This is a genomic window from Sphingopyxis sp. OAS728 (assembly GCF_014873485.1).
Classification (GTDB): Bacteria; Pseudomonadota; Alphaproteobacteria; order Sphingomonadales; family Sphingomonadaceae; genus Sphingopyxis.
The window spans coordinates 3,839,161-3,851,488 of the sequence record NZ_JADBDT010000001.1 but is presented as its reverse complement, the minus strand read 5'-3'; the positions used below and the strand labels follow the sequence as shown (position 1 = coordinate 3,851,488).

The following is a 12,328-nucleotide window of genomic DNA, read 5'->3' as shown; positions in this document are numbered from 1 at the left end:
TCTATTGTTTCGAGAGGAAAATGGCGACGGGAACGACGCTGGCACCGCGCTCGACCTCGAGCGAGATACGCGCACCCGGCGTAAGTTGATTGGCGAGTGCCGCGGCGTCGGCGGCCGAGCCGATCGGGCGGCCGCCGACCGACCGGATGACGTCGCCCGGACGCAGGCCCGCGGCGCGAAACGCCGCGCCGTCGCCTTGCGGCTGGACGACGATGCCGGTGACACGGCCCTCTTCGGTGCGCGGGGCAAAGGCGACGCCGGCCTTGATCGCCGCGGGGGTCATTTCGCCGCTCGCCGACGCGGCGGGAACCGAGCCGATTTCGGGCGTCGGCGCGGGCAGCGGGGTCGCGGCGTTCGCAACCGGCGCCTCGCCGCTCTGGTCGAGGAACAGGCTTTCGCGTGCGCCGCCGCGATCAAGCAGCACATGGTCGAAGGCGACGCCGGCGAGCTTCAAACCGGGCGCAATCTCGTCGCCGACGGCATAGCTGGTCTGAATGCCATCCTCACCCGCAATAATCGCCGAGCCGCCGCCCGTCGCCTCGTTGAGGTTGATACCGAAAAGCGTGAGCCCCGCCGAGGTGACGGTCGCCGCAGCCGGTCCCTGCGCGTTGCCGCGAAAGAAAGGATCGAGGCTGGTGAAGAGCGCGCGGCGTTCGGCGGGTGAGGCGATAACCGCGGCCTGCGGCTGCCACGCGCCGAGCGGCGACAGAGGAGTGATCAATGCCCACAGCAAGCGGACGCATTGCCACACCAACAACGCGCCAAGCAGGCCCGCGAGCAGCATCGGCCAGATCTCGCGCGGCGAGCGCCGGCCATTCCGCAGCCAGGCGGGCAATCCGCGTGACAACCGAACGGCCGATCCGGACATCAGCGTCACCATGAAATTGTCCCTGTCCCCCCAAGGCTGAAGTTGCCGTCGCGAATCGCCTAGGGGCGATTGGTGACAATCAGTTGACGGGAAGATTACAGTTTTTTGACGGCCGAGCGAGTCCGGGCTGGACTTGGCGCGGAAGTCGCCGTCCCGGTCGAATCCGGGACGGCGAAGAGGCAGGCTTTAGAACTTCAGCGTTCCGCCGAGCGAGAAGGTCGTGCCGGTTTTGTAGAGGTTATAATAGATGATGTTGTCGCCATTCTGCTGCATTTCCTTGTACTTCGTAACGAAAATGTTGCGAGCTTCGAACTTGAGCTCGAGCTCCTTGCCGAACAGTGGCACGCCCTGACGTGCGACGAAGTCGACCTGAATGCCCGGGCGTTCGAAGATATCGGGCTGCCCCGACGGCCCGCGCCGGGTGACGCGATCCGAGGCGTAAGCGATCAGGATCGTCTGCTGCGACAGCTTTTCCGTATCCTCGAGCCCAAGTTCGACGTTCACCAGATGGTCCGACTGGCCGGTCAGCGGTGCGCCGTCGCGGAAGAACTGGCTCGCGAGCGTCGCGCCGGTGAAGGGGAACGCCTGCACCGGATCGTCCGCACCGACTTTCAGTTTCGACTTCGAATAGGTGTAGTTGCCGATGACGACGGCGCGGCGCGTGGCAAAGAAACCGTCACCCCAGCCGCTGAGGTCGAAATGTTTCTGGACCTCGACTTCGGCGCCGTAAAGCGTCGCTTCGGGTGCGTTGGCGAAACGCGTCGTCACGGCGTTGCCGTCCGAACTGGCGTAGGTTTCGATCGGATTCTTGATCTTTTTCCAGAAGCCGCCGACCGAGACGCGCTGTTCGGGCGCGAAATACCATTCGAAGCGGCCCTCGGCGTTATAGAGCTGGCTGTCGACCAGCTGCGGATTGCCCTGGAAGGTGCGGTTGGTGTCCGGATCATAATAGGTCTGGAACACCAGTTCGCGGAACTGCGGCCGCGCGATCGTCTTCGACGCGCTGAGACGGACCTGCATCTGCGGCTGGAGCTCATAGGTCAGCGTCGCGGCAGGCAGGAAATAATCGCGCGTGAGCCCGGTCGACGGCGGCAGCGTCGGGCTGACGTCATAGACCTGAACCGCGCTGACGCGCTGGACTGCGGTCTCGTAGCGGACGCCGGCGTTGAGGTTCAAGCCGTCGATCAGGTCGGCCTGTAGCTGGATATAGGCCGCATGGTTGCGCAGGATCGCCTCGAACGTCGGGTTCGAACCCGTGCTGTCGACGAGCGAGATGCCGGTCGGGCTCGGGTTGGCCGGACAATTGGGATTGGTCGGCGGATTGAGCGGCGGGAAGCAGATCACGCCCTGCGACAGCAGCTGGTCGGGCCGCAGGATCGAGACCGCCAGCGGGATATTGTTATTGCCCTGGAACAGGAAGTCGCGGCGTTCGGTGACGCGGTCGGTGTCGCTATAGGCATAGCCATAGACCGCCTTCACCGTCGGCGTGATTTCATAGGTGAAGTCGATGCCCGCCGAATAAAGGTCCTCGTTGAGGTCCGAGAAGGCGATCGACGCGCTGCCCGGACGTTGACCGGTGCTGAGCGTGTTGGTGAAATATTGGCCGTACGGATCGGTCGGGCTGTTCGAACGGCTATAGAGGAAGCTCAATTCGAACGGCGCCTCGCGCTTCGAATTCGCATAGCCGGCGCGAACGTCGATATTCAGATCGTCGAAGGGCTGGAATTCGCCCACGAACTGCGTGTTGAACAGCTGGCGCGCGTACCAGGCGGTGTCTTGGTACATGAAGCTGACGCCAGGGTTCGAGTCCGCGGTCAGCGGACGGTCCTCGGCGCCGAGGCGCGCCTGCTTGATGGTGTCGCGGATATAGAGGTTGGTCCAACGAACCTTGTTTTCGCCGAACTCGGCGCTGAGGCCGATCAGGCCGTTCACGACGACGCGGTTGTCGGTGATCACGCGGTTGACGTCGGTGTTCAGCGACGACAGGTCGAGCGCGTTCGCGGTCTGCTGCGTCACGTCGCGCGTGCGCCAGCGGCTGGTGTAGCCCGCGGTCGCGATCAGGCCGATCTCGGTACCGCCAAGCGTCCAGGCCTTTCCGCCCGTGATGTTGGCGCCCCAGTTCACCGGCATATCGTCGTTGCGCTGGACGAGCCCGTTACGCCCGGTGACGAACTGGCCGGCGATCGCCTGCTGGTTCACGCCGGGGTCGTTGATGCGCAGGCCCGACGCGCGCCAGGCCTTGTAGGCCGACGGCAGCTTGCGTTCGCCGTCGCCGAAGCCGGTCCAGTCGGTGCTCGATCCGTAATAGGTGTAGCCGAGCTGGCCCGTGGTTTCGGAATTGCCGCCGATGCTCGCACCGAACTGCAGGAAGGGATCGCGGGGAACCGCCTTGGTCGTCAGGTTGATCACGCCGCCGCCGAATTCGCCGGGGAAGTTCGCCGAATAGCTTTTCTGGACGAGCGACGAGGCGATGATGCCGCTCGGGAAGATGTCGAGCGGGACGACGCGCTTCAGCGGTTCGGGGCTCGGCAGCGGCGAACCGTTGAGCAGCGCCAGCGAGTAGCGGTCGCCGAGACCGCGGACATAGACGAAACCGTTGCCGACGACGCTGAGGCCGGTGACACGGCCGAGCGCGCCCGCGATATTGCCTTCGCCCGTGCGCGCGATGTCGGCGGCGCCAAGAACCGAGACGACCTGCGGCGCGGTGCGTTCGATATTCGCGTTGCGGCGCCCGGTGACGACGATTTCACCCTCGGGCGCCGACAGGTCGGCGCCGGGGATCGAAATATCGGTCTCGTCCTCCGCCGGGGCGGTGGCGGGGTCGGCCGCCGGATCGGCAACCGGCGGCGCCGGCGTCTCGGCGGCGGGGTCGGACTGCGCCATCGCAGCGGCGGGCGCGACAAGCGCCGTGGAAATCAACAACAGACTGGCGAGCCGGAGCGGCTTAGTCATGACGGTCCCCCTTAGGATCCGGGAAAATATGCGGGAGGGAGCGGCATGCACCGCCCCCTCCCGTCGAATGCAGAAATCAGGTGGTCGGGATGGCGGTGCAGAGGCCCGAGTTGCCGGTGCCGAAGTTGGCCGTGCCGCTGTTGCAGGTCCAACCCTGGTACCAGGTGTCGCTCGCGTCACGAACCGCACCGATATAGGCCGTCTGGTCGTAGAAGCCGGCGCGCGTCAGCGTGAAGCCGTTGAACGCCTGACCGTTGAGCGCCGTCACGTTGAACGGCGTCGCCGCGGTTTCGGTCGCCCCGTTGACATAGACGTTCGTCAGCGTCGGGGTGTAGGCGTCGTTGTTTCCGTTCGTACCCGTGCCGAAGATCGCCTGGATTTCGGCGGCCGTCACGTTGGTGCCGGCGACATATTTGGTCGCGGCGCACTGCATCAGCACCGAGCGGAAGATCGGCGCGCCGAACTCGTCGGTTGCCGCATCCTGCGTTCCCGACGCGGTCTGGGCGCGGCTGAGGCGGAGACACGCGTTGTTCGGGCTGACGACGACCGAGTTGTACAGCGCATAGTCCGTGCCGCCGCGCATCAGGAAGGTCGCCTGGTTCGACGAGCTGTTCGCCGAATTCTGGACAAACACGAAGTTCGACACGCGGGTGTTCTGGCGCGGCGTGTTGGCGTCGCGGTCATTGTCGGTATCGGCTTCGATCATCGAGTCGCCGACGTTCGGACGCTGGACGAGGATGCCGTACTGGAAATTGGCCTTCGTACCGACGTCGGTGTCGAGATTGTCGTCTTCGGCGCCGACCGAGATGAAATGCTTCACATGGGTGTTGCCGCCGAAGATTTCGATCGCGTCGTCCGAGCTGTTGTACGACTGGATGTGGTCGATCTGCGTCGCCGACCCGACGCCCTGCAGCGTCAGCGACTGGAGCTCGCTGTTGCCCGAGAGGATATAGCCCGAGAAACGGATCTGGGCGTAGCTGATCTGCCCGCTGTTGTCGTTGTTGAGCTCGCCGCCGTAGAGCGCCGGATCAACCGCGCCTTCGGTCTGGCGTTCGCACGCGTTGGTGCCCGGCGCCGCCGCGGTCGCGGCACAGTCGGTGATCCGCGCACGGCCGCTCAGCACGACGCCACCCCACTGGCCCGACGAATTTTCGGTGTTGAGGCCCTGCACGTTGTCGCGGCTGGTGAAGATGATCGGCCGGGTCGGGGTGCCGACCGCCGAGATACGGTTGCCGCGGTTGACGTTGATCCAAGACGGACCCGATTCGCCGTAGAGAATGACGCCGGGTTCGATCGTCAGGACGACGTCGGTCGGATCGGTCGTTTCCTCGGTCGGCCCCTGGTCGGTGCCGACATCGACGCGGCCGTTGATGCGATAGACGAGGCCGGCGATCTTCGGCAGCGTCGAGTTGGCGGTGAAACGCGCCGGAAGCGTGCAGACGCGGAAGCTGCCGACCGCGGCGTTGGTGATCGTGCCGCTGTCGACCAGCGCACCGCCGCCGATCGTCGGGCAGCCCGCTGCGGGGGTCACCGACGGCGGGGTCGGCGTGGGGGTCGGGGTCGGTGTGGGGGTCGGCGTCGGAGTGGGATTGATGATGACCGGACCGCCGGTGCCGGGCGAGGCGATATCTTCGGCGCCGCAGGCGGCAAGAGTGGAGCAAGCCACGCTGGTGAGCATGATCAAACGAACGCGTGCGAAAGCCGCCATGAAATTCTCCGTTCCCGGTGTGCACGCCCGAGGGCGCTGCTGAAAAAACTCACCGGCGAGCGAAAGAGGAATAGCTGCCTCACCCCCGGTGCCGCCGCCACTAGGGTGATTCGATGACGGTCTGACGGTAGAGCGATGACAGTTGGATGACGCTTTGGAGTCGATTTGGTGACACGCGCCGATATCGGACCGATGTGGGACAGCGCCGTCTTCGCATCCGCAAAAAAATAAAACCCGCGAAGCTCGCTTGCATCACCCGAAAAGCTTTGCTAGGCGCCCGCTCCTACCTGGTACCGGACCCGTCCGGACCATCATGATGTGCGGTCGTGGCGGAACTGGTAGACGCGCAACGTTGAGGTCGTTGTGGCCGAAAGGCCGTGGAAGTTCGAGTCTTCTCGACCGCACCATCATAGCCAGTTTATGGCGTAAAATTAGGTATTTAGAGAAATATCCCGCTTTGGCGGCCCACCTTTTTTCGGGAGTAGGCGGACGGATAAACGTCGCCTCTTCACCTAGGCCATTTAAATCTTTGGATTTTTCTGCTCGGGAAGAATTGCGGATTACGTGGCAGTCGGCTGCTACTGGCCGGTTGCCGAGGGTCTATATTAGGGCGGCGAAACACGCCTAGCGGACTCATCGGGTGTGAGATTCGCGCTTTAGAAAAGCTGATCGGGAACTGAACCGTCGCGGTGCAACCTAACCGAATTGAAATCCCGTAAGATCGATGGAGACCATCAGCGGGTTCCATTTGGGCTCCATATCGTCGCCTCTCTGATAGGCGCGTCGACGGGTTGGCAGATGAATGCCTTCGACTTCGACATAGTCTGAGACGAGATGCACGGCGGCAAAGCCGCCAGCGACATCGACATGATAGTCGTGGCGCCGGAGCAGGCCGTCGGGGCCGAAATAGAAATCCTGCACTTTGCTGTGCGTCGCAATGCGATCCGGAAAGACGGCGCCTAGCCCGCGCCATGTTTCGCCGTCGACCTCCACCGCAGCAATTTCGTCGATGACAAAATCGGGTTCGGCGAGCAGGAAGGGCGCGTTGAAATAGGTCCACAGCGCATAGCCGTTGAAGTAGGCGCGGTGCAGCGGGTCCCATGGCGTCGTCATGCCATGCCCCGCGAACGCCGCGCGCGGATCGAAGCGCTCGGCGATGACGGTGCCGTCCGCCCCCTCGATCGCAATGCGATCGGGGGTGAAGACGGAGGTCCAGTCGGGATTGCCATAACGATTAAGCGTGGCCCATTCGCGGCGGAGATCAACGGTACTACGGCGCGGGTCGGAATCCTGGACGACATCCTTCATCGCCCAGAATTCGCCGCCGGTAACGATCGTCGCCGACAGGAAGCCGAAATGCCGCCAGCGATCGAGACCGCCGTGTGCGTCGAGTGCTTCGGCAAGCATCGGATGCACGGTCATTTCTCCGCATTCCGCTGAACATTCGCCTCGCCGGTATATTTGGCGAGATTTGTTTCGACATCGGCATTCTTCTGAAGCCCCCCCTGCATCAACCGGCCGATCAGTTCCTGCGCCGCCGGTCGCTGGACCGATTCGAGGAAAGCGGCCCATTCGGCGCCGATCGCATCGTCGGGCGGCAGGCTCGCCTGGTTCACCAGCGCCTTGATCTGGTCGATCGACTGCTTGTCGAACGAGGCGATGCGGCGCGCCAGCGCGTCGACAAAGCCATCGAGCTCGGCGTCGGGAAGCGCGCGGTTCACATAGCCGTAGCGTTCGGCGAGTTCGCCACCGATGTCGTTGCCGCTGAGCAGGATTTCGAGCGCGCGGCCGCGGCCGACCAGACGCGGAAGCCGCGCCATCGGGCCGCCGCCCGGCACGAAGCCCGCGCCGATCTCGAACTGCGAAAGGATCGCCCTTTCGCGGCTCGCGAACCGCATGTCGCTCGCAAGCGACAATTCGCTGCCGACGCCGGTCGCGCGGCCACGGATCGACACGATCGACACGACGGGCGCCTTGCTGAGCCGGACGAGCATGTCGGGGAGCTGGGGCAGCCCGGTCGGTCCGGGGGGCATGCTCGTCGTCTGGTCGAGCGGCACCGAGAAATCATAATGCGTCAGGAAGAAGCCCGGGATCGCGCTGTCGAATACGACGACTTTCAGCGCGGGATCATTTTCGATCGCGGTGATGACGCGGTTCAGCGGCGCCATCGAATCCGGGCCGTAGATATTGAACGGCGGCTTGTCGATCGTGACCCGCCAATAAGCCGGCGTCACCTTCGTGATCCGAAACTGCTCGCTCTCGGCTGCCTGTACCCCCGCGGCGGCTTTGGGTTTCGCCTCGGCGGTGCCCGCGACCATCAGCGAAGCCAGCGCCAGAGCCGCAGAGACTTTCCTTGCAATCATCATAATCCGTCCTTCCCGAAACTGATGGGTTCAGGTCGGCAAATGGGCCGTCGCCGGACGCCCCCTATTGCACCTTGGTATCAAAGACCGGCGCGGCACGCCGATCCGATACCAAAGTCTATAAATACCATCGGACAATGGCCGCCCACGGCGCCCGCGCCACATCGAAGCCGATCGGAGAACCGATCGGTGGACAAAGGGCGCGTTCGTGACATTTTCCGGCAGACAGATCGTTGCGCCGCTGTTGATGGCATCGTCGGTCACTGCAGCCGCGCAGGCGCAGGAAAGTGCCGACGAAGCGACGCCCGCACCCACGATGGCAGGCGACGTGCTGGGCCTTCGCCCTCGCCTCGCTGATGCCGGGATCGAGCTCACCGGCCATTATGTCGCGGAAACCGCCTGGAATTTTAGCGGCGGCCAACGACAGGATGTGACCGAGACCGGCGAGTTCGGCATCGGCCTGCAATTCGACATGCAGCGGATCGCGGGTACGGACGGCAGCTTTCAGGCGACGATGACCTACCGCCACGGTCCGCAGCTCGATACGAAGGCGGGGCTCGGCACGCTTCAGGAAGTGCAGGAGATCTATGGCCGCGGCCGAACCTGGCGCCTGACGCAATTCTGGTACGAGCAACGCTTCGCGAATGGCGCCATCGCAGTGAAGGCGGGCCGAACGGCGCCGAGCGAAGACTTCTCCGCCTTTTCCTGCACCTTCCAGAACCTCAGCTTCTGCGGCTCGCAGCCGGGCAATATCGTCACCGACTATTGGTACAACTGGCCGGTCAGCCAATGGGGACTGCGGCTTCGGGCGGCGCATCGCGGTGTCTACGCGCAAATCGGGGTCTATGAGGAAAACCCCCGCAACCTCGACAAGAGCTTCACCATCGGGCGTTTCAAGGGCGCAACCGGTGCACTGATCCCGATCGAGCTCGGGCTGACGCGCGGCGGCGATGGCGGCCCGGTAGGCAGCTACAAGATCGGGGGGTGGGTGAGCACCGCCGATGCGCCCGACCTGTTCCTCGACGTCGACCGCGAACCCGCAATATTGACCGGCCGCGCGCCGCTGCAACGCGGATCGGCGCATGGTGTCTGGCTGGCGGTCGAGCAGCAAGTCAGCGGGCGTTCGGCGCGCGGCGCCAGCATCTCGGGAGTCAGCGTCTTTTTCAACGCCCTCGCCGCCGATCGCCGCACATCGCGCATCGACAACCAGATCGTCGCGGGGCTGTTCGTGCGCGACCCGCTGCCGGGCGTTGCGGGCGACATGGTTGGTTTCGGGGTCGCCCGAACGCATGTCAACAACCGGCTCGAGCGGGCCGAACTGCTCGCCGGACAGCCGCCACGCGGCGCCGAATATGCATTCGAGCTTTTCTACGGCTTCAAACCGGTCGGCTGGCTCGACCTCCGCCCCAATGTCCAGTGGATCCACCATCCCGGCGGCCGCCGCGATGCGCGCGCGGTCGGCGTCGCGGGGCTCAAGGCGGTGCTGCGCCTCTGATTTTTCAACGAAGGAGAAATAGCATGTCGATTTTCCATAATTTGCTCGGGAGGCGAAATTTCCTTGCCTCGGCGGCGGTCGGATCGAGCCTGATCATGCCCGTCTGGGCGCAGGCAAGCGACGCGGTGGACGAGACGCTGTCGGGCGCATCGGGATCGGGTGGTGCCGGTATCCGCCCGTTCAAATTCCGCGCGACCGATGCCGCGCTCGCCGACCTCAAACGCCGCATCGCCGCATCCAAATGGCCGAGCCAGGAACTCGTCCCCGATGCATCGCAAGGTGTGAAGCTCGCGACAATGCGCAAACTGGCAACCTATTGGGAGAAGGAGCACGACTGGCGCAAAGGCGAGGCGAAGCTGAATGCGCATCCCCAATTCATCACCAATATCGACGGCGTCGACATCCATTTCATCCACGTCCGTTCGAAACATGCGAACGCCCTGCCCGTCATCATCACCCATGGCTGGCCGGGATCGATCATCGAACAGACGAAGGTCATCGAACCGCTGACCAACCCCACCGCCTTCGGGGGCACCGCGGCCGACGCCTTCGATGTCGTCATTCCCTCGCTTCCGGGGCACGGCTTTTCGGGCAAGCCCACCGAACTCGGCTGGGATCCGATCCGCATCGCCAAGGCATGGATCGTGCTGATGAAACGGCTCGGCTACAATCGCTATGTCGCGCAGGGCGGCGACTGGGGCAATGCGGTGACCGAACAGATGGCGCTGATCGCACCGCCCGAACTGGTCGGTGTGCACACCAACATGCCCGCGACGGTGCCCGACAATATCGCCAAGGCGTTGGCGGCGGGCGGTGCGGCCCCGGCAGGGCTGAACGCCGACGAGAAATATGCCTATGACCAGCTCGACTTCTTCTACAAGCACGGCCTCGGCTATGCGCAGGAGATGGCGGGGCGGCCGCAGACGCTCTACGCACTCGAAGATTCACCGATCGGGCTTGCCGCCTGGATGCTCGATCATGATGCGCGCAGCCAGGACCTGATCGCGCGCATCTTCGACGGCGCCACCGAGGGGCTGTCGCGCGACGACATCCTCGACAATGTCACCCTCTATTGGCTGACCGGCACCGCGGTGTCGTCGGCGCGTCTCTATTGGGAGAGCAAGCTGCCCTTCTTCGCACCGAAGGGCGTCAAGATACCGATGGGGGTTAGCGCCTTCCCCGACGAGATTTACACCGCGCCACAGAGCTGGGCGGAGAAAGCCTATCCGAAGCTGGTCCACTACAACCGCTTGCCCAAGGGCGGACATTTCGCGGCTTGGGAACAGCCTGCGGCGTTCACGTCGGAACTGCGTGCGACCTTCAAGTCGCTGCGCTGACGATAAGGAGGGGCCGGACGGGCCGGCCCCTCCCATCGCCAGCCTCAGGGAGCGGGGTTGGATTTCCCTGAGCGGCGATCGAGGAAATCGAGGGTCAGGCTGGCCACTTCGTCGGCCTTTTCGTCGAGCGCAAAATGCCCCGCATCGAGCAGGTGGATTTCGGCACCCGGAACATCGCGCGCATAGGCTTCGGCGCCCGGGACGATGAACGAGGGATCATAACGTCCCCACATCACGAGCAGCGGCGGGCGATGTTCGCGCAGCCACGCCTGCCAGGCGGGATAGGCGGCGACATTGGTGCGATAATCGTAAAGCAGATCGGCCTGGATCTGACGCTGCCCCGGGCGCGACAGAAACGCATATTCGTCGGTCCAGCTGTCGGGATCGTATCGCTCGGGGTTGGGGCTGAGCCCGATGTGGCGCTGCCGGGCCCCTTCGAGCGAGACGAATTTGTCGACCTGATCGCCATGCAGGGCGCGGTCGGCCCAATAATCGGCAATCGCAGTCCATTTGGCGCCAAGCCCCTCGCTATAGGCATTGGCATTCTGGACGATGATCGCCTGCACCTTGTCGGGGTTCTTCATCGCGATGCGAAAGCCGACGGGGCCACCATAATCCTGCAGGAAGAGCGTGTAGCGGTCGATCTTCAGCTGTTTCAGAAAGGCATCGGTCGTCGCGGCCAGACGGTCGAACGTATAGATATATTGCCCCGGCGGCGGCGCATCGCTGTGCCCGAAACCCGGATAGTCAGGCGCAATCAGCCGATAGCGCCCCGACAGCCGATGCAGCAAAGGCTCATACATTCGCGACGACGAGGGATAGCCGTGCAGGAGCACGACGACCGGCGCATCCTTCGGGCCGGCCTCGCGGTAGAATATACCGACCCCGTCGACGTCGACGCGCTGGTAGGTGACGGGCGACGACGCGAGCGCCGCCGCCGCGAGCAGGGTGGCCATACTCACCCGGCCACCTCCAGCGTCGTTATCGCGTCGAGCAACTCGGCCGTGTTCAATATCGCATGCGCATAGGTCGGCCCGTTGAGCTCGTGCGCCGCATGCATCATCTCTTTCGAATAGGCGGCGGTCGCGTCGCGGATCAGCGTGACATGATAACCCAGTTCCATCGCATAGCGCCCCGTCGATTCGACACAGGTGTTGGCGAGCAGCCCCACCAGGATGACATGCGTGATCGCGTGCTGGCGGAGCTGGTGATCGAGGTCGGTGTTGGCAAAACCGCTCTGCGCCCAATGTTCCTTGGCGACGATATCGCCGGGTTGCGGCGCGAAGTCGGGATGCCATTCGCCGCCCCATTCGCCGCGAGCGAAGCTGTGGCGGCTCATGATCCCGATCTGCGTCGGGTTCGGATGATCCCAATCCTCATAGTCGCCGGGCTCCCAGCGGCGGTGCGGCGCGATGAAGACCCGGATGTCCGCCTTGCGGATGGCCGCGACGATCGCGCGCAAATTGTCGAGCAGGCCGATCTCCTCGGCGATCGGCCCGACGCGCGGCCATGCCTTTCCGCCTTCGGAAAGGAAATCATTATAGGGATCGATGAACAGCAGCGCGGTCGACGCCCGCTTGTAGGTCGGCAATGCCATGGCCGCTC

Annotated in this window: 9 protein-coding genes and 1 tRNA gene; 3 read left to right on the top strand and 7 right to left on the bottom strand. The window is 64.1% G+C overall.

What is annotated here, in order from left to right; genetic code table 11:
• Window position 1 precedes the first annotated feature (1 nt).
• The 3 genes from GGC65_RS18155 to GGC65_RS18145 all read right to left on the bottom strand — a co-directional run bounded on the left by GGC65_RS18155 (window position 2) and on the right by GGC65_RS18145 (window position 5,528).
• The gene (locus tag GGC65_RS18155) at window positions 2–880 is read right to left on the bottom strand and encodes a type II secretion system protein N (RefSeq protein WP_192648432.1); all 879 of its coding nucleotides are present in this window, start codon (window positions 878–880) and stop codon (window positions 2–4) included.
• 174 nt (window positions 881–1,054) lie between these two features.
• Window positions 1,055–3,820, bottom strand: a complete 2,766-nt coding sequence (locus tag GGC65_RS18150) for a TonB-dependent receptor domain-containing protein (protein WP_192648431.1) — start codon at window positions 3,818–3,820, stop codon at window positions 1,055–1,057.
• 76 nt (window positions 3,821–3,896) lie between these two features.
• Complete coding sequence (locus tag GGC65_RS18145) at window positions 3,897–5,528, bottom strand: hypothetical protein (RefSeq protein WP_192648430.1); 1,632 nt, start codon at window positions 5,526–5,528, stop codon at window positions 3,897–3,899.
• Window positions 5,529–5,848: 320 nt separating this feature from the next.
• Here GGC65_RS18145 and GGC65_RS18140 point away from each other — a divergent pair.
• Window positions 5,849–5,935: transfer RNA gene (locus tag GGC65_RS18140), tRNA-Leu, on the top strand.
• A gap of 289 nt (window positions 5,936–6,224) precedes the next feature.
• Here GGC65_RS18140 and GGC65_RS18135 read toward each other — a convergent pair.
• Both GGC65_RS18135 and GGC65_RS18130 read right to left on the bottom strand, forming a co-directional pair.
• A complete protein-coding gene (locus tag GGC65_RS18135) occupies window positions 6,225–6,950 on the bottom strand; it encodes a hypothetical protein (protein WP_225940898.1) in 726 nt (241 codons plus the stop codon).
• Window positions 6,947–7,891, bottom strand: coding sequence for an enoyl-CoA hydratase/isomerase family protein (locus GGC65_RS18130; protein WP_192648429.1), 945 nt, complete (start codon window positions 7,889–7,891; stop codon window positions 6,947–6,949). Before GGC65_RS18130 ends, GGC65_RS18135 begins: the two co-directional genes overlap by 4 nt.
• Before the next feature lie 208 nt (window positions 7,892–8,099).
• Between GGC65_RS18130 and GGC65_RS18125 the strand changes: the two genes are divergently transcribed.
• Both GGC65_RS18125 and GGC65_RS18120 read left to right on the top strand, forming a co-directional pair.
• The gene (locus tag GGC65_RS18125; protein WP_318780190.1) at window positions 8,100–9,386 is read left to right on the top strand and encodes a carbohydrate porin; all 1,287 of its coding nucleotides are present in this window, start codon (window positions 8,100–8,102) and stop codon (window positions 9,384–9,386) included.
• Window positions 9,387–9,409: 23 nt separating this feature from the next.
• A complete protein-coding gene (locus tag GGC65_RS18120) occupies window positions 9,410–10,723 on the top strand; it encodes an epoxide hydrolase family protein (protein ID WP_192648428.1) in 1,314 nt (437 codons plus the stop codon).
• A 44-nt stretch (window positions 10,724–10,767) separates the two neighbouring features.
• On the opposite strand, the gene GGC65_RS18115 is transcribed toward GGC65_RS18120, so the two are convergent.
• Window positions 10,768–11,679 (bottom strand): alpha/beta fold hydrolase, encoded by a 912-nt coding sequence (locus GGC65_RS18115; RefSeq protein ID WP_192649619.1) that lies wholly within the window; start codon window positions 11,677–11,679, stop codon window positions 10,768–10,770.
• 2 nt (window positions 11,680–11,681) lie between these two features.
• Window positions 11,682–12,320, bottom strand: coding sequence for a cysteine hydrolase family protein (locus GGC65_RS18110; protein ID WP_192648427.1), 639 nt, complete (start codon window positions 12,318–12,320; stop codon window positions 11,682–11,684).
• Window positions 12,321–12,328: the final 8 nt, after the last annotated feature.